This window comes from Bradyrhizobium sp. UFLA06-06 (genome assembly GCF_054820065.1).
In genome coordinates, this window is record NZ_JADFUD010000050.1 from 1 (window position 1) to 17279 (window position 17279).

A 17279-nucleotide genomic window follows, 5' to 3' on the forward strand; every position below is an offset into this window, starting at 1 on the left:
CCTCCCTGCGTCACGAGCCCGGCGAAGCTCTCTCATCCTGATTGACGCTCCACTGTCACCCTGATTGCCGCGCGGCAGTCAGAGCGCCGAGCTGAGAGCTCGGCCCGGGACCTCGGCTCTGTGGACCTGTTCGACGGCGGGAAGCGGTATCCGACGGGCCCTTCTGCAGTTGCTTGATCGGCGAGCCTGATGACCATCTCAATTAGGGATCTTCACTTTGGGCATGAGCGTCACCGACCATCCCCCATACTTGCATCTAGCGACACGGAGGTTGGTCGCTCGGAGAGTCGCCCGTTCCGCGACATGTCGAAAGCGATAATTTTCTCGTGCATATAATCAGGTCCGCCACAATGCGGCCGATCAGGTGGCATCCCAGGCGGCGCCGTCGAGGGAACCCGCCGTTATTGTGGGGCTGCCGCTGCCACGATGGGCCGCTGCTGATCATCGTCACAGGTATTCAGGATCGGGCCGCGTGACACCACAGAACATAACGCCAGTTCGCCAGGGTCGCAGTAACTGAGCACACCTGTAAAGCGCAAGGCAGCTAAAAGCACATATTTGCTAGCAAATCGGGTAAGGAGCGGAAACAAGAAGCGTCGACTTCATAGCTCCTGCTTCTCTGCCCCGGAGTCCGCCGACAGGAGCAAACTCTAGCTCTGCGAAGGCCCCAGGGCCAAGAATTCCGCTTGGGCCAGCAGTGAGAGATTAGCAACGATCGGCAAGCGGTTAATGTGTGATTACGCCGCTAGTGCGAGAATTTGAGCGCAATTTTTTTGCTCCGCCGCAGCAAACTGCCGGTTCTTTACCGGAGGACGTGGAGAGCGAGTCTCGTGCCTGCGGCGCTGAGGTTGCCTGAGAGTTAATTGGGTTTCCTCGGTAAAGCGGGTGATGGTGTGGCGCCTAGCTGCTCGGCGTGTGACGGGGTCGTCGTGGCGGAGGGAACAGGTGCCGACTCGGCCGCGACCGGTGGGGAGCGGCCGACGATAACGGTGAGCAGACCCTGGCCCCACAGCCGCTGCGCGACCTTCCTGGCGTCTTCCAACGTCACCGCATCGACGATGGTATTGTAGTTTTCGATATAGTCGATAGGTAGCTTGTCAAGCTGATGCTGCAGCAGCGTTCGCGCTAGCTTTGATGAAGAATTGAGAGCCAGCATCTTCGAGCCCTTCAGGTAAGATTTTGCATCGTCGAGTTCTTGTCGGGTCGGGCCCTCGTCGGCGATACGGCGGACCTGCTTCTCAATCTCTTCAAGCGTCTCGCCGGCACGATTGGCGCGGGTGCCGCTGTTGCCTACGAACACGGCGGAATGATTCATCCAGACCAGCTGCTGACGGACGGAATAGGCCAGCCCGCGCTTTTCGCGAACTTCGCGAAACAGCCGTGACGACAGACCGTCGCCGCCGAGAACGTGGTTGACGATATTGGCGGCCATGAAATCGGGCTTACTGCGGCGGACGCCGGGACCACCGAAAGTCACAGCCGTCTGGGCCACATCGAGCGGAATGAAGACGCGCTGCGGCGGCTTTGCTGCGACGACGTCGCGAATCGGCACCGAGTCCGCCTTGGCCGGCAGGCCGCCAAACGCCTTGTCGAGCAGTCCGCAGAGGACGTCTGGCTGAATGTCACCGACCACAGCGATCTTGAGGGTGTCTTTTGCGATCACGCGCCGGACATAGCCCTTGAGATCGGTGACGCCAATCTTCGGGACGCTCTCGAGCGTGCCTCCGGCTGGCCGAGCATAGGGATGATCGTTAAAGGCGACTTCGAGGAACTTGCGATTGGCGAGCGATGAAGGATTGTTTGAATCATTCCTAAGATTCGCGAGCAGGCTGGCACGGATCCGTTCGACATCGGCCGCGTCGAAACGGGGTAAGGTTAGTGCCATCCGTAAAAGGTCGAAGGCCTCATCCGCGTTTTCCTCGAGCGTGCGTAAGGCACCGCGGAACTGATCGCGCGTCGATCCAAAACTCAGCTCAATGGCGCGACGGTCGAGCCGCTCGTGAAAGCTCTTGGAGTCGAGATCGCCGGAGCCTTCATCGAGCAAGTCAGCGACCATGTGGCCGACGCCGGCTTTGTCGGCGGGGTCCTGTGTCGCGCCGCCGTTGAAAGCGAATTCCATCGCAATAAACGGGACAGTTGCGTCTTTGACGAACCAGGCTTCTACCCCACAGGGCGAGACCAGGCGCTGGATCTTGGCCGCGGCAACGCTCTTGGCGGCGCCGAGCGAATCTGGCGAAACAAGCATTCCAATTGACAATGAAGCTCCGCCGATGAGGACGGAACGCCGTGTAAAGGAACAGGTCATGATCGTTTCTCCGTGTGCTTTGACGTCGCTTTGGTGAGATAGCCGGTCACCGAGCGCTTCTTGTCGAGCCATTTGCGCGAGGCCTCGAGTACCTGCTCCGCCCGTACGGCGCGGATGCTGTCCGACCAGCCTCGGACGTCGTCGATGCTCAATCCGGTCGTCAGTCCGCCGCCATACCAGGTCGCGAGCTCTTCCAAGTTGTCGTGGGCATAGATTGCTTGCGCGATCAGCTGTGTCTTGACCCGCTCGAAATCCTCTGCCTGCGGGGAATTGTGCGCAATATCGGCGACCGTCTCGTCAATGGCGCAGTCGAGCTGCCCGAGCTCGACGCCCGGTTTCGGCGTGGCAGAAATCTCGAATTGCGAGAGATCGATCGCAGTAGCGCTGTAGCGCGTCCAGGCGCTGATCGCGAGCCGCCTGTCGATTACCAGCGCGCGATAGAGATATGAGTTGATGCCACCACCCATCAATTTGCAGAGCACCTCAAGCGCTGGACTCTCCCCGGCGGTCGCGGTGCGAGCCGAGGGTACGAGATAGAGACGGCGCAAGGCTGGCTGCTCGACGCGGGGATCTGCCAACGTCACGGTGCGCGGCGCGGCCGGCGTTGGCTCCTGCGGTCGCAGGCGTTCCGCAGGAATCGATGGCTGCGGGGGAATGCCGCCAAAATTCCTTTCCACCATCGGGCGGACCTCGCTGACCTTGACGTCACCCGCGATGATCAGGATGGCGTTGTTCGGCGCGTAGAAACGCTTGTAGAAAGCGAGCGCGTCTTCGCGGTCGAGATTTTCGATCTCCTGCCGCCAGCCGATCACAGGGTGACCGTAGGGATGGTTGAGGTAGAGCGCCGCCATCATCTGCTCGACAAGCCGCGCATCCGGCCTGTTGGCGACGCGCATATTATATTCCTCCAGCACGACGTCGCGCTCTGACAATACGTCCCGGTCCTTGAGAATAAGACCGGTCATGCGGTCGGCTTCAAATTCCATCATCTTGCCGAGCTGTTCGCGCGGCACGTGCTGGAAATAACTGGTATAGTCCCTTCCCGTGAAGGCGTTCTGATTGCCGCCGACGCGCAGCACGGTCTGGGAGAATTCGTCCGCCTGATGTTTGGTTGTGCCCTTGAACATCAGGTGTTCAAGGAAATGCGCTAGCCCCGATTTGCCCGCCGGCTCATCGGCGGAGCCAACCTTATACCAGATCATCTGAGTCACAACGGGTGCGCGATGATCCGGAATCATCACCACTTGCAGGCCGTTTGGAAGCATGAGGGTAGCCGGTCGATCCGATCTGGCCTTGTCCTCAGCAAAGATGCTCTCCTCCGCAGAAGAGTATAGGTTACGATTGGTGCTATCAGCCGTCCTGTGCTCGACCGCCGGGGAGGTGGGTGTCACTGAATCGATAGCGCCAGTAGCGATGCTCGACGCCATGGCGTTGACGGTACTCCGGTTCTTCATGGCCTTGCCTTCGCTCCATAGAGATCCATGTTTTGTGGCAGATAGACCGACAAAACAGGAGGCTGTACACGGTTTGGCAAGGAGCAAAGGTCGGGCCAAATGCCCGATGTGCGGCACGGGCCGCACGGCGCGCCAACCGGACGCAAGACCGATCCGGCGCGCGTGTTCTGGTCAAAGGTCAACGGCCGGCAGGTCGTGAACACGACATTGCGCAAGAAAGCACACGACAATCTGGCGCAAACCGTAGAATGGCAGCGGGGATAGACAAATTGAACCGCGATATGACTCCGGATCAAATCCCTGTCGCCTGTTGCTGTCTCGTTCTACGCCGGGAGTGGCTTGACGATGTTTCTCATGGTGGCGAGGCGAGAGTTGGCGAGAAGCTCCTTGGAGTACGCTGTGCCGAAGTAGTCGAGGACGAAGGTGCCAGAATAGCGTAGATTATCGCACGCGCGGATGAGGCTATCGAGTATTGCGCCGACTTGCCCAATGCGGTCGCGATAGCGCGCGCGAATGACATTAACAGCGTTCATCGAATGAACCGCCTCGTCGGCAATTATCTCTCGCAGCCAATGATGAAACGTGTTGTTCCCAAGAGCGTCGTAAAACGGCTTTTCTGCCGCGTAGGCGCGGCAAGTGCACATTTCGTCAAACGCAATCATAACTAACAAGGAGAATTCGTCCTTCAGGTAATCGGTAATCGGACCAAAATCATGCGATCGAGCGCCCAACCTCTCGCGAAGATGCTTTTCGGATCCGTTCGCGACAAGTTCAATGATCCGGATGAAGCCATTGGTGTGGCGCTCTTCATCAATCACCCAGGCGCTGAGAAATGCTGCAGCTTCATCGGTCGCGATGAGATTTCTGGCGGCAAGTTCTTGTTTCAAATGCCGGGCGTCATATTCCGTGTATAAATCAGGCCACAATTTATCCCAACGTGCGCGTATGGCTGATGGTTCGGCGCTGAACATCGCAGGTGTAAGAGCGCTGAACAATTCGCTTGGATTCCAGTCCCGTCGAACCGGCGTGATCATCCCTGTCCCCTAGCCGCGAGCGCTTAAGCGAACGTTTTTGTCTTTCCGAACCCTGGCAAATATTAGCTGCATACGAAACGGCCGTCGCCTCTCAGTTTTGGTGGGGCAAGTCCGGGTCGTACTGTTCTCGGCCCATCCAAGGTTGCGGTCAATGGCCAGCGAAAGTTCATCGCGGTGAGAAGCAAGCCAAGAAGAAGTGGAATACGCGCGTTTACCAGCCGACTGGTTTCGTCGTACTGATCGACACGCATAGCATCGTCAGTCTACCATCGGCCGGTTGCTCGGACTGCACGACGCCTTTGCCGTCACTATATGCTGGCGCGGAGTTCGAGCGATGGGACATGCACCAAGCAACGGTCTGTGCGAGAATGCGCGCTGAGCAGGCTCGGAGCATTGAAGCGTTGGCAATGCTCCCCGATCCACCTTCGTCGCTGTTTAGTACGAACTGCCATTGCCCTTATTCCTGTCGCACTCTGCCCTGTCCGGTGTGATACTTATTATGTCCAGAGTCCGACGCTGCGGATCAGGGCTGCGGGAGCGCTGTATCAAGTACATGTTTTTCCTGTTCGTGGACGGCAAGCCCTCACGATCGTTTGTGGCACGTCGCTTGCTCGGTCGAGAAGTGACAATAGTGGCCTCACAATCATGAGATGGTGTGTGGGCGCGTCAATTAGTGATCATGGGAGACATGCGGGAGCGCTGCTCAGGCGTCGTCTCGTCCATATACAACCATACAGGAGATGGCGATGACGAAAGAAACCGGGATCAACGATGACATCGGCATTGCAGCCGGCGCATTTCAGGACTTCACGAAGCGAGCCATCGGAGCGCAAAGCGAGTTTGTGAAAAAGTACTCAGAGGCCTATTGGCACTGGCAGGAGCGCATTCAAATCGAAGCGACGCAGTTGACAGAGTTCTTCAAGCATGTCTCCTCGACGTCTTCAGCGCCCGACCAGATCGGCATTCTTCAGGGGTGGATGAAAGGCGCCAAGCAGCGGTTCACGGAGGATGTTGTCTATTCTATCGAAGCCGCGAAAGCTCTCACGAATGTCGGACTGCAGGCTTAATTTGGTCTCTGCCGGCGCAAGGTGGCGGTGTCATATGCAAGGTAAGTAACGGATGAATTGCAATGTTACTACACGTGGCGATACAATTATCGATCGCATCTCTAATTACTTTTGAGGTTTTGCGGCGGCGTATAGTGCGGCCGATTAAGGGGAGCCTAGTTATCGGCAAGCCGGCCACTCAAGCGTCAAGCTTTTGCACGCTATTGTTCGCTGCGCGCCAAGGCGTCATCCATCCGCGGTTGTGACCCGGCATCCTCGGTCTCCGTCTTACTTTCTAGCGCAAGCGACAGTTTGAGATTGTTGTGCAACATCGCATTTGAGGGTTCTCTTTCGAGAGCTTTGCGGTATAGCCCTTGCGCCTCTTGATGGCGGCCCTTCTGATCGAGGACAACGCCCTTGGCGTTCAGTGTGCGCAGATCGCCGGGAGCCGCCAAGAGGACATTATCGAGAACCTCAAGGGCTTGATCGGGCGATTTGCGGGCCAGCAGGACCCGCGCAAGAGAGATCGCCGCATCGACATTGTTTGGTTGTTGCTTCAACGTATCGCGCAGAGTTTGCTCATCAGCATCCCGACCGAGGCTGTATGGAATTCGTTCGCGCACGCCAGGATCGATCGCCTTGGCGTCAGCTAGGTCTGACGAGGGCGTCTGCCGCGATGAAAGGGCCGACCTATCCGGGTTAGCGCAGCCTGCGAGCAGAACGATAGCGAGCGAGCTTGAGCACAAGGCTGAGCGAAGGAAGCATGCGCGTCGCCAGAGGCTTATCTCATAGGAATTCATAGGCTATCTCACGACGAGCTGCTGTGCTCTGTTAACTTGCGGCTGGAAGCAGCCCGCCACGCTCCGAGGAAGGAACCCTTTCCTTGGTAGCCGGAAGTTTCACGGACCCAATCGGCTGGACTGTGAACTCCGAGGCGAGATCCTGATAAGACAGAACGGGCAGATCGAGCCCGTTGCGGGTGAGAAAGCCGCGTACGAAGCGCCGGATATCCATCGAGCCGAGAATGACGGGCTGGCTTTGGCTTTGTGCGATGGTCGAATGGATCTGACGGAATTGTGAAAGCAGCTTCTCGCTCTGCCAATCGTCCAGAACGAGATATGGTCCGACAGCGGTTTCGCGCACCGAAACGCGCACTATCTCTTCAGTCTCACGCTCGATGATAAAGGCGGCCACAACGCGGTGGGCATTGGCATAGCGAAAGCAGATCTGCCGCTTCAGGGCGGCACGAACATATTCAGTGAGCAGGACGGCGTTCTGCTCGCGTTCACTCCATTCTGCAAGGGCCTCCAGGAGGAGGCGAGTGTTGCGAATGGGTATCCCCTCGTCGAGCAGACGGCGCAGGACCTCTGCGATCCGAGGAATGGTCGCCGTACGAAGCACTTCCTTCACCAGATCGGCGTACTCCTGCTCCATTCGGGCAAGCAGTTGACGTGTCTCTTGAATGCCTACCAGGCGCTGTGCGTAGCGTGTCAATGTGGAATGGAGACGTAAAGCAAGAATTTCGACCGGACGGTGGTGTCCGATCCCGGCGGCTTTGAGCGCAGCTGCATGGCGTTCTTCGATCCATACGCGAGCCGTCTCCGGATCTTGCCGAAATGGGATGCCGCTTAGTTCAATGTTCGCAATATCATCGTTGAGAACGAGTTGCGTCGGATCGATCACATCCCGTTCAACCGGCACGCTATCGACATCTATCCTGAACTGCGACTTGGACAGGTTCTGGTCAATCCGGGCCGGGATACGCGGAACCGTGATTCCAAGGTCTGCCGATACCGACGTGGAAACGCGCGCGATGCTTTGTTCCAACTCGTCTTTGTCGATTGAATGTGTCAGGTTCGGCGCAAGGAATAACGCAATCGGAAGTGCTTCCGCATGAGCGGCTTGCTTCTGTGCCTGTGCCTGTGCTGGAGCCGGTGCCGAAGCAGTGACGTTTGCGCCTGTCTTCGCGGCAGGCTCGTCGCCTTTCGCGCCGACCTTGACATAGCTTGCGGCAGCGAAGAGCACGGCCAAGATGACGAACGGGGGCAAGGGGAAGCCAGGAACGAATCCCATTAACAATAAGACGCAGGCCGCCAGCCGAAGCGCTTGTGTGCTCGCCGTAAGTTGGCTGACAATATCGGCCCCAAGCTTGAGCTTGGAAGGCCCGTTGACCCGTGTGACGATGGTCGCGGCCGTAATCGACAGCAACAGTGCGGGAATCTGTGAAATGAGCGCATCACCTATCGTCAGCAGCGTATAGTGATGCATCGCGGCATCGAGCGACATATCCTTGGAGAGCAGGCCGATGCTGATTCCGCCCAGCATATTGATGCAGATGACGATCAACCCGGCGATCGCGTCGCCTTTCACGAATTTCATGGCGCCATCCATTGCACCATGAAGTTGGCTTTCTTGCTCAAGTGCCGCGCGCCGGCGACGTGCTTCGTGTTGATCGATATGGTTGTTGCGCAGCTCCGCATCGATCGCCATCTGCTTGCCCGGAAGTGCATCGAGCGTGAATCGCGCTGACACCTCTGCGACGCGCTCGGCGCCTTTGGCAAGGACCATGAACTGCACCATGGTCACGATCAGGAATATGACGATTCCGACAGCGATATTCCCCGAAATGACGAAGTCGCCAAAGGTGTGGATGATGCTGCCGGCGTCGCCCTCCGCAAGAATCAGGCGTGTTGTTGCGATGGTCAGCGCCAGACGAAAAACCGTCGAAATCAGAATGACGCCCGGCAGCGACGAAAAATCAAGCGGCGTGCTGAGATAGAGGGCAACCATCAGCAGCAATATGGCAAAGCCGAGGTTGAAGCCGATAAGCATGTCAATCACGATGATCGGGATCGGCATGATCATCATGCCGATCGCCAGAAGCAGCATCAGTGCGACCATGATATCCGGATGGGCCGGTGCGCGGGCGACGAGATTTCGTAGGTGACTGGCCATGCAAAGCCTTATTGTTTGACCGGAGCCGGGTTGCCCCGCAAGGAAACATAGCGCTTGAAGGTGGCCTGCGCCTCGGCCATGCGGCCAGCCTGACGCAGAGCATGGCTGCGCAGCAGCAGCAATGGCAGACGCGACGATGGCTGATCATCAAGCATGTCCAGCCTGTCCAATACCGATAGCGCTTCCTCGCCGAGGCGCTCCGAGATGAGGGCATAGGCGAGGATGCGAAGCAGCTCGACGTCTTGAGAATGTTCGTGAACGACGAGCCGCAAGAGCGCCAGACTGTGTGCGCTCTGCCCGCACGCAAGGTGGACATAGGAAAGCGTGCAGAGCAAATCGCGCTCGGGCCCAGAGATCGGAACTGCCCGATCGGCTTTGGAAACATTCGACGACCGGGTAGGTGTGAAGTGCTGCACTTCGTGCGGATCTGGCATTGCTAGCCTTGGATCAAGCTGTTGTGATTCTGCCGGAGCAGGATTAAACGCCGCAGCTCCAGCCGCAGAAGCGCAGCCCCTTCGCCTGCCACCGAGCCCTCTGGCGCGGCTGACAGCGCATCGGCCAGACGCTCGAGGAGAAGGCCGTGTTGCTCCGGACGTACTACATGCGAATGACGCAGGCGGGGCGTGACGAAGGAGAGCAGGCTATGCGCGAGATTGGGGCCCTTCAGGCAGGCAAGTTCCGAACTCGTTTCGATCTTACCTGCGTGCTCGGTGGCATCGGTGGGATTGATCCGCGAGATTGGATCGATTGACTTGAGTTCGAGCGCGTTATCGATCGTGCTGGCAGCCAACCGCTCCTGCGCTTCGCGCTGTTGGACAACTGACGTGTGACCCTTGCCGTTTCCATGGACCTTGTCGATGCCGACGCTGCTGGCCTGAGGTGTGGCCGGGGCGATAACAGGTGCATGATGCTCGTTGTTAATTCCCTGAAAGGCGATGCCAGGCTCTACGGACCGCTGCGGCAGCCTAGTCATGAAACGTTCCTTCGTTGGCCGCGGGCTAAAACTCTAATAAGACAAAGCAGCAAGCTGGCCATTGCGTGTCAGCAGCACACGTCCGTCCTCGATCTCCTTTACGGTCCATCCATTGCTCAGGAGTGCACCCGCGAAGTACTTTTGACCAGCAATGACCAGATAAGGGGCGCTTCCGCGCCAAACTGCCTGGACGGCAATTGCGGGGGGCGCCTTCTCCTCCTTGATGGCGACCGCACTGACGAGCGTATAAGCACCATTGCTTTGGACATCGAACCGCTGCTGGACTTCCCGCCATTTAGCGAGCGAGGCAGGCGTAATAGTGCCATCGGCGGTCACAACGCCCGGCCCGGAACTGACTTTGATGCCGAGCAGGCCCGCCGCGTCAACTTCCCCTTGCAGCCGTTGAGCCGCTGCGTCGGTGGCCGGAACATCAGGGGTCGCGAGCGCGATTTTGGGGGCAATGTCCGTGGCGGAGGACGAGGTGCTCAGCGCTGCGGCGCTGTCGAACTGGACAAATCTCGTTGAAAGGGTGCCAACTGCGGCAGAGCTGATGAGGACCAAGGCAAGCGGGATAATCGGTACATGCCAGCGCCCGGTAGAGCCGGCTTGCTGAGTGCCTTCGGTCGAGCAGCGAATGGACATCGCGCCCATATGGATGACGGCAGGAAGAGGGACAACAACGGTCTCATTTGGCGAAATAGGGCCGCGACCCTCGATCGCGACGTCCGCGGCAAGGGCCTCGATCTCGATCGAGCTGATATGCCAGCTGACGCGAAGATGGTGCGGTTCGAGGCCTTGCTCGATGAAGACCAAATCAGCATCGAGGCTGCTGCCAATCAAGCAGGAGCCGCTCCCCGCTTTGCCGGTCAACCCGGAATAACACCCCGACAACACTTCGAATAGCGGGGAAGCTGGTTCATTCACGATCGTCTCCTGAATGAAGAACGAGACCGTACGGCAAAGCCGTACGGTCTGTTGCGACTTCACAGATCATGCGGCCGGCAAAAGCGGGAGGATATAATTTCGTCCCGCTTCATCCGTTACTGCACCCGCTCGTCGGCCACTTTCTTGACGGTCGAGAGTTCTGTCGAGACGACGCGAAGTTCTACATCCCTTTCAGCAGCCTTCGTGCTGCTGGCAGTCAGGGCGGCGAGCTGCCTGTTGAATGCCGCTTCTCCCGCAGCTTCAGCTGCGGCGGAACCCGCGGCTGCAGTAGCAGTACCAGCTGCGCCACCCGCCGTCGAGGAATGAGAAGCACCAACCTTATCAGCCATATTGTCTCTCCTGTTTATTTGAAGATTGCCGCGCCTTGCGGCTCCGATTTTCCTGACGCCGCAACATGCGAGGTCAGGAATCCTCCTCTGTCTCGGCCATGGCGTCGTCGAAACGACCCATTGCACTACTTACAAACTGCATAGCGACGGCGCCGAGAGCGACGTTGAACGCTTGCTGCATAGCAGCGGCTTGCGAGTCAGCGTCTGGACCAGACGCGCCGCCATTTAAGGGAGCGCCTGCACCATGCGATTGGCCATGATCATCGTGCTCGCCAGGCGCCCGAGATCCTTTTTTGCCGCCGCCAGTCGCGTGGAGGTCGGAATCAAGGTGCCCAGCGGCGCTAGAGCTGGAAATGCGCATCGGGTTCTCCTACTTCAAAACTTCGTTCGTGCGGAGGGAGCGGTCGCCGTCACGGCTACTATGGAAGCATTAGCTTTCGACAAGCTGACGAGCCTCAGAAATTCTGTGAGCCGATCTCTTTGATGTTGCCTCTGGACAGGCCGCCTCATATTTCGGCAGTGTGTCGGCGTAAGCTGCAGATCACAGGGTTGGTACAAGACCTCGCCTATGTGGCACTTGATCAGGCAAGCCGTTGTTCATCAAAGCGCAGCGTTGACAAGCGGAATGTAAGCGCCGGACGGATAAAACGGGCTTAAGCTTTGACGTGGCCCATCTCGGGACTCGCCCGGCTTTGGACCCCTCGCAGCTCGTTCGGCAGTTTAGGTACCTCGAACCACGCAGCGATTTGTCTAGATCCTGTCCCGGGCTGCTGCGCCAGGATAAAGTTGCTCATGCGAGTCAGCGATGAAGAGCGATCTTCCATTCCCGCTCGGAGCAGGCCCATAAAAATGGATCACTTTCGTGGACAGCGATCAGGAGGCGCTGGAGACAAGGACCTTGAGCGTCACCTCCATTAATGTGCTCTCGATCCGACGACGTAAACCGGTCAGGCACGCCACTCCACCGGTTCCGTCGCGGCGTGAAGGCATCAACAAGTTTACCGTCCGCGATGGGTGGCGCAATCGGCCCGACGAAATCTTCGCGGTGGCGCACGCGATGTGAGAACGCCCGTCGGGTGCTCGAGTGCAGCCGACAAATGCGCCGGTTTAGCTAGCGACAAGCACGCTCGTCGGTGTAAGCATCGAATATGCTTGCGCGACCTGCGCGGCGGGGACGACCCTACCGCGCAGGCCGCGCAAGCTGGCCTTTCGTTAGCGCCGCTACGACTAGGCGTAGGCACCTGCAGCTTGCGTGCGCTCGGATTCAATCCGTGCCTTGAGGTTATTCAGATAGTCCTCCGCGTAGGACTGGGCCATCGACACCGGCAGATTGATGCCGGCCGTCGCCGCTTCTTGAATTGCCTGCTTCACCAAGCCTTCTCGAATCGCTATCTTGACCTCGGGGCCGGCGATGCAGCCCACGGCCTGCGCCGCAAGACTCAGCCCGGCTTCCTCCAGCGCCTTCTTCATGTTGCCGCCGCTGATCGCGGTGTGCAGAAGATTTGCAGCTTGCGCTTCGGCCTCGATCACCATTGAAGCAAGATCGGCCAGTTCGCCCAGCCCTGGAATGAAGCCGAGTACACCAACGGCCGTCGCTGTCCAGTCGAGTACCTTCGAGCCTACCTTGAGCACGTCATTAATTGCGTGCATGAGGGCGCCACCGTTCTTCTTGGGAGACTTGATGTCGGGCTGATCTGCCGCGCCAATCATCATGTCTGCGGTAGCCTCCTGTTCGGCCGGCGTTTGAGCGGCATGCGTTTTCAATTGCGGAGCGGCGCGGTTCGCACCAGACATGTTGTTGAAGAACTGGTTGAAATCGTTTCTGCTGATGTTTCCGGAATCGACCGTATGGCCGCCGCCGAAGTCGAAAAACTTGTGGTGGGTTTTGTAACCAGTAATCGCGTTGTTCATCAATCCGAACAGCACAGGATCCGAGAGCAGCTGGGAAGCCGCGCTTCGCACCTCAGGGGAAAGGCTCTTGTCGTCCACCATACTCACGAGCTTTTCCCGGGTCAGATCGCCATTTCCAAAGAAAGCGTCCTGGTTCTTGTTGATCGTGTTTAGTGTGCTCAGCTCGGGTCGAGTGAGACTCATCGATGACGAAGCGACCTGCAGGAAGTCCTCCTTGTGGACCTTATCTATCGAGCCGCCGTACAACTGCTTCCATTGATCCGGGTGGTCGAGAAAATATTGAGCCGCGGCGAGGACCTGTGGGGGGCATTTGCCAATGTCGGCGTTGCCGTCCACGATGCGCCTGAAATCCGCAAGGCTCAAGTTCTTGGGCAGGTTATCGGAATAGCGGTAGAGTTCGCGCAAGGCATCGGTCAGTGTCATGACCGATGGCTCACCGTTCCCGGTACCGTCGGATGGCATGTAGTTCTGCTCGTAGATCCGCGCCCGCTGCTCCTGGAACGCGGCAACTTGAGGGTGATGGTCGGAAAAGCCGCTGAGATCGCCCGCTTTGATCTTGCCGCCACAGCGGCCGTCGCCTTGCGAACCGATCGCATAGAAGAGCTCCGGGTCCTGTTGCAGTGCCTCGATCGCCGCCTTTAGATCCGGCGGTGTCGAGGGATCGTTGGCCAAATCTCCCAGAGACTTCCAATCAAGCGGGCATTTGTCCTTGTGGCGGTTCAGCACAGAGACAATCTGCAGTTCCGCATTAGTCAGCGTGCCACCGTTCCAGGTGATCCTTGAGCTTTGTACGGGCGCTTCCGCAATGATTGGGCTGCCGGCAGCACAGGACGGCTGTGGGTCATCCTGATATGCATCCAATGCTGCCCTTATCTCTGGTGGCAGGATACTCCGCGCCTCCTGCGTGAGTTCCTCAGTCAGTTGCTTGGTTGATTCTGTGGAGGCCGTCACTTGCGATGCTGAATGATCGTTGGTCGTGTCTTTCGAGGAGAGGCTGGCCAGCATCGCCTGAAAGCTGGAAAAGTCCTGCGCCGACGAGGGAGGGGCGGGCATTCCGGAGAAAGCCACAGTTGAGTTGGCGGTTGGCGATAGGTCGACTGACATTACACGTCCTCCGATGTAAGTGTGCACCACAAGACGGTCACCGGCGCGGCCCGAGATCGCGACGAACAGGGAGTGTTGATCGGCAGAGTTCAACAGGTCCTACCACTTGCATCCTGTTGCTCAGTGCGCCTTCAGCGCTCAGTTTCGCGACTATCCATGGGAACGCCGCCGTCTAAATATTCGCCCGTATGGTAAAACGGACAACCTTTCGAGAAGCTGACGGCGCTCAGACGATTTCAGGGTGATTGATGAAGTAGTCTTGCCCGCAAGGGACCTGGACGTATTTCAATGCCGGTGCCAGCTTCGCTTAGTTGCGTTCGCCTGGCCTGGTGCCATGTCAGCGAGTTAAAGCTTTACGTCTGCCTATCGGGAGCATTCGTTGATTTGGTCCAACAATCTCGCAAGAGCTCCGGAACACCTTAAGGTGGGCGCTGATTTCGCAGTAGCCACCCCCGCGCCTGCGCCAGAAAAAGTGCTCGCTCTTCTGAGCTGCTGGCTCTTCTGAGCTGCGCATCCAGCATGGTCGGCTCAGATACCGGTCGTCGACCAAGTCCTCGAAAAACTCCATCGTCAGACGCGTTGAGCGGACCCAACTTGCACTGACAAACATCAAAGCTCGGACGCCCGGCCTAAGTCCTTTTGTTCGTCCTTGGCCGCTGCGCTCTTCGACCCTGCATCGAATCCACGTCGCGGGCTCAATACGAGATAACAGTTGGGTCACGCGGTTACGAAGGGCGGACGCAAACTAGCCGCAAGAGCAGGTTTAACGACTTGGGAGACGAATAAGTTTTCTCCTCGCGGTTCGGCCATGTGCGGCACACCCGCGATGGCGAAAGTTGTTGTCCGCGGGTGCCTGCCTGACATCACATTGCAGTTTCTCAGCATGTCGATCTAAGGAATGTGGCGGCTTGGCGAGTGAGGACCAGTGGTGGCGGCACGTCCGCCGTCGAATGATGGCTCGGCGCGTGACGGCGCGGCTCCAAGCTTCGGCCAAATCCGATGCTAGTTAGTTAGATTCGTCCGCTTCATGCGGTCCCGTCAGTTTCTGCTCAAAGCTCCTTGGATTGACCGCGCATGTCTGCTTATTGCCGGTTGAGGCCCGTGTTACTCCTCACAGCGGGAACGTCTCTCATCCTTAAACGTCGAATTTCATCCGTATGACGAGTCTTTTAGAGCAGTTCAAAGGTTCGCATCAAAAAAAATCGCAAGCTGCGATGTAGGATGCCGCTACCTCCTAGCTCGGACAGCTGTTGCTCGAAGCCTGTGGCGTCGTTGCGATACGCGACGGCTTTGCCGTCTCTGAATGCATCAAAGCTGATCGGATTCAAGATCAGTAGTCGGCTTTGCGCCTTGTGCGCGTCGGATACGTAAAGCACCCGCCCATCGTAGTACCATTGAAAATTATAGAGCTTGATCAAGCGGTCGAGAAATTCTCGCGGTGGGAGTTCCGGTAGCCGCCCGCGAATCCGCCCCTTCACCCCAGTACTTACATTGACCCGGATATTCCGATTGTGACCGAATTCCTGTAGTGCGGTCGCGAGGTCCTGATCCAGAACATGTAACTGTAAGGCGTCGATGGCAGCGTCAGCGGCGCGCCGAGCGTCCTGGCGACGTCAGGCAGGTGAAAACAGGAACACATAGCACTTTCTTCAAGATGCAGCCTCCGAGATCGGATGAGTATACCTGCTATTTTCACGACAGGATCGACACCAAAATTCGTCCCAAGTTGGAGGCCGATGCTTCTTCCTAAATGGAAACCTGCCGCGGTCATCGGGTAACGAACGCTCGTCAGCTTTCGGTCAGCTCGCTTCTCTAAGGTGCTGGCCGATTCGCGCTCACGAATGCTGCCAATCTTATCACGCGACAGAAACGGTTCTTCTCATGTTGCCTGCCGTTGCCTCGACCCGCTCTCAACTCGGCCGAATGTATCTCCAGCGGCTGTTCATCGGTGCGGGACCAGTTTCATGAAAATCTTACGCAGGCGGATGCTCTTGTCCGCTTGCCGCTTCTGCTGTCGCATCGGCGGGTGTAAGACCGACCTGTATACCAAAGTGCGGGCGAGTACGAAGGCACTGTCGTCGACTCGCTTGCAAATGAGATGGGAGGAACTGTGTTGCGGATGGATTTTTCGCGTATTAATCGGTCTAAAGCTATATTCCATAATATTTATGCTTCTGATGATCCGAGGGCATATTTCTCGATCCTCGGAGACCTAGATTATATGATTCCGGACGTGGCTGAGCCGGTTGTGCGCCAAATCCTGGCAGCGAAAGCTTCGGCAACCGGCCTTAAGCCCGTCGTGCTCGACGTTGGATGTTCATACGGCATCAACGCAGCAGTGCATCGCTTTCCGCTGACCTTCGGGGGCTTGCGTCACCGCTACGCCCGGCGTGAGATGAGGGCGATCAGTTCTGAAACACTGGTGAGTCTCGATCGCAATTTTTATGCAGCCTGGCCTGATGTCGGGTTGGCGCGCTTTATCGGCCTCGACGTGTCGGTACAGGCGATCAGCTATGCAAAGAGTGTTGGCCTCTTGGAGCAGGGCATCGTCGCTGACCTTGAAAAGGAGGCGCTATCGACGGATAGCGCGCGCATTCTCCGCTCCGTGGATGTTATCATGTCAACCGGATGCATCGGCTACGTTACCGAGAAGACGTTCAGCGAGATTCTCGATGCGACAGAGAAGCAACCATGGATCATCTCCTTTGTGCTACGAATGTTCCCATTTGAATCGTTGGCCGAAGCGTTTGCAAAGCGTGGTCTTGTGACAGAACGTCTTACCGGCGCGACGTTTATCCAGCGTCGCTTTCGCGATGCTGAAGAGTTTGAAAGTTGTTTGGCCAGCTTGGCGGCCCTTGGCGTGGATGCGACCGGCCTCGAATCAGAAGGGCTGTTGCATGCGGATCTGATCTTGTCTCGCCCAGAGGCGGATGCGCGGGCCACGCCTCTGGAAGACGTTGTCACCGTCGCCAGCGGCAGGGGACGGCCGATTGGACCCCGTTACGTTCATGTTGAAAGCAACGAGGGCTTGCACGTTGCGCTGGAGCCCTGACAGTTAAGGACCACTGTGCAGCGCGCGAGTCTCTTCGGCGCTGGATCAAGACGTCGAAAAACAAGGCCATTCTGGTCGAAGGCGCGCCAGGGCCAATGTTGTTCGCCGACGATGGATAACGATTCGTCCAGATGCCATTTGTCGCGGCGAGCGCTGCGATTCAGATCGGAG

15 protein-coding genes are annotated in these 17279 nt (G+C 57.8%); 4 read left to right on the plus strand and 11 right to left on the minus strand.

The window, feature by feature from the left end; genetic code table 11:
- Positions 1–859: 859 nt before the first annotated feature.
- Both IF803_RS31280 and IF803_RS31285 read right to left on the minus strand, forming a co-directional pair.
- On the minus strand, positions 860–2305 hold the full coding sequence (locus tag IF803_RS31280) for a M16 family metallopeptidase (RefSeq protein WP_050994307.1): 1446 nt from the start codon (positions 2303–2305) through the stop codon (positions 860–862).
- Complete coding sequence (locus IF803_RS31285; RefSeq protein WP_018269939.1) at positions 2302–3570, minus strand: M16 family metallopeptidase; 1269 nt, start codon at positions 3568–3570, stop codon at positions 2302–2304. The genes IF803_RS31280 and IF803_RS31285 overlap by 4 nt, the downstream gene beginning before the upstream one ends.
- Positions 3571–3858: 288 nt before the next feature.
- Here IF803_RS31285 and IF803_RS31290 point away from each other — a divergent pair, with 288 nt between their 5' ends.
- The gene (locus IF803_RS31290) at positions 3859–4023 is read left to right on the plus strand and encodes a hypothetical protein (protein ID WP_016847912.1); all 165 of its coding nucleotides are present in this window, start codon (positions 3859–3861) and stop codon (positions 4021–4023) included.
- 59 nt (positions 4024–4082) lie between these two features.
- Here IF803_RS31290 and IF803_RS31295 read toward each other — a convergent pair whose 3' ends face one another.
- Positions 4083–4793: a hypothetical protein gene (locus tag IF803_RS31295; RefSeq protein ID WP_240537185.1), complete on the minus strand. Its 711-nt coding sequence runs from the start codon at positions 4791–4793 to the stop codon at positions 4083–4085.
- A 746-nt stretch (positions 4794–5539) separates the two neighbouring features.
- Between IF803_RS31295 and IF803_RS31300 the strand changes: the two genes are divergently transcribed.
- On the plus strand, positions 5540–5860 hold the full coding sequence (locus IF803_RS31300; protein WP_018269940.1) for a hypothetical protein: 321 nt from the start codon (positions 5540–5542) through the stop codon (positions 5858–5860).
- A gap of 200 nt (positions 5861–6060) precedes the next feature.
- Here the strand turns inward: IF803_RS31300 and IF803_RS31305 are convergent, their stop codons facing one another.
- The 6 genes from IF803_RS31305 to IF803_RS31330 form a co-directional block, all read right to left on the minus strand.
- Positions 6061–6462: a tetratricopeptide repeat protein gene (locus IF803_RS31305; RefSeq protein ID WP_225161263.1), complete on the minus strand. Its 402-nt coding sequence runs from the start codon at positions 6460–6462 to the stop codon at positions 6061–6063.
- 208 nt (positions 6463–6670) lie between these two features.
- Complete coding sequence (gene sctV, locus IF803_RS31310) at positions 6671–8794, minus strand: type III secretion system export apparatus subunit SctV (protein WP_026192314.1); 2124 nt, start codon at positions 8792–8794, stop codon at positions 6671–6673.
- An 8-nt stretch (positions 8795–8802) separates the two neighbouring features.
- Positions 8803–9228, minus strand: a complete 426-nt coding sequence (gene sctY, locus IF803_RS31315; protein ID WP_050994308.1) for a type III secretion apparatus assembly chaperone SctY — start codon at positions 9226–9228, stop codon at positions 8803–8805.
- A gap of 2 nt (positions 9229–9230) precedes the next feature.
- On the minus strand, positions 9231–9767 hold the full coding sequence (locus tag IF803_RS31320; RefSeq protein ID WP_016847917.1) for a hypothetical protein: 537 nt from the start codon (positions 9765–9767) through the stop codon (positions 9231–9233).
- Between the two features lie 33 nt (positions 9768–9800).
- Positions 9801–10691 (minus strand): SctD/MshK family protein, encoded by an 891-nt coding sequence (locus IF803_RS31325; RefSeq protein ID WP_026192316.1) that lies wholly within the window; start codon positions 10689–10691, stop codon positions 9801–9803.
- 116 nt (positions 10692–10807) lie between these two features.
- A complete protein-coding gene (locus tag IF803_RS31330) occupies positions 10808–11041 on the minus strand; it encodes a hypothetical protein (RefSeq protein ID WP_075968406.1) in 234 nt (77 codons plus the stop codon).
- Positions 11042–11903: 862 nt separating this feature from the next.
- Here IF803_RS31330 and IF803_RS31335 point away from each other — a divergent pair.
- Positions 11904–12104, plus strand: coding sequence for a hypothetical protein (locus IF803_RS31335; protein ID WP_125459153.1), 201 nt, complete (start codon positions 11904–11906; stop codon positions 12102–12104).
- A gap of 164 nt (positions 12105–12268) precedes the next feature.
- Here the strand turns inward: IF803_RS31335 and IF803_RS31340 are convergent, their stop codons facing one another.
- Both IF803_RS31340 and IF803_RS31345 read right to left on the minus strand, forming a co-directional pair.
- Entirely contained in the window at positions 12269–13957 is a 1689-nt protein-coding gene (locus IF803_RS31340; protein ID WP_026192317.1) for an HrpF/NolX family T3SS translocon protein, read from the minus strand.
- Between the two features lie 1268 nt (positions 13958–15225).
- On the minus strand, positions 15226–15474 hold the full coding sequence (locus IF803_RS31345; RefSeq protein WP_016847924.1) for a hypothetical protein: 249 nt from the start codon (positions 15472–15474) through the stop codon (positions 15226–15228).
- Positions 15475–16175: 701 nt separating this feature from the next.
- Between IF803_RS31345 and IF803_RS31350 the strand changes: the two genes are divergently transcribed.
- Positions 16176–17108: a hypothetical protein gene (locus IF803_RS31350; protein WP_026192318.1), complete on the plus strand. Its 933-nt coding sequence runs from the start codon at positions 16176–16178 to the stop codon at positions 17106–17108.
- Positions 17109–17279 lie beyond the last annotated feature (171 nt).

Coding starts and splice junctions, on each gene's coding strand:
- IF803_RS31340 (WP_026192317.1), bottom strand. CDS start 13,957: ATGCTGGCCAGCCTCTCCTCGAAAGACACGACCAACGATCATTCAGCA.
- IF803_RS31290 (WP_016847912.1), top strand. CDS start 3,859: ATGCCCGATGTGCGGCACGGGCCGCACGGCGCGCCAACCGGACGCAAG.
- IF803_RS31285 (WP_018269939.1), bottom strand. CDS start 3,570: ATGCTTCCAAACGGCCTGCAAGTGGTGATGATTCCGGATCATCGCGCA.
- sctY (WP_050994308.1), bottom strand. CDS start 9,228: ATGCCAGATCCGCACGAAGTGCAGCACTTCACACCTACCCGGTCGTCG.
- IF803_RS31330 (WP_075968406.1), bottom strand. CDS start 11,041: ATGGCTGATAAGGTTGGTGCTTCTCATTCCTCGACGGCGGGTGGCGCA.
- IF803_RS31320 (WP_016847917.1), bottom strand. CDS start 9,767: ATGACTAGGCTGCCGCAGCGGTCCGTAGAGCCTGGCATCGCCTTTCAG.
- IF803_RS31280 (WP_050994307.1), bottom strand. CDS start 2,305: ATGACCTGTTCCTTTACACGGCGTTCCGTCCTCATCGGCGGAGCTTCA.
- IF803_RS31295 (WP_240537185.1), bottom strand. CDS start 4,793: ATGATCACGCCGGTTCGACGGGACTGGAATCCAAGCGAATTGTTCAGC.
- IF803_RS31350 (WP_026192318.1), top strand. CDS start 16,176: ATGGATTTTTCGCGTATTAATCGGTCTAAAGCTATATTCCATAATATT.
- IF803_RS31300 (WP_018269940.1), top strand. CDS start 5,540: ATGACGAAAGAAACCGGGATCAACGATGACATCGGCATTGCAGCCGGC.
- sctV (WP_026192314.1), bottom strand. CDS start 8,794: ATGGCCAGTCACCTACGAAATCTCGTCGCCCGCGCACCGGCCCATCCG.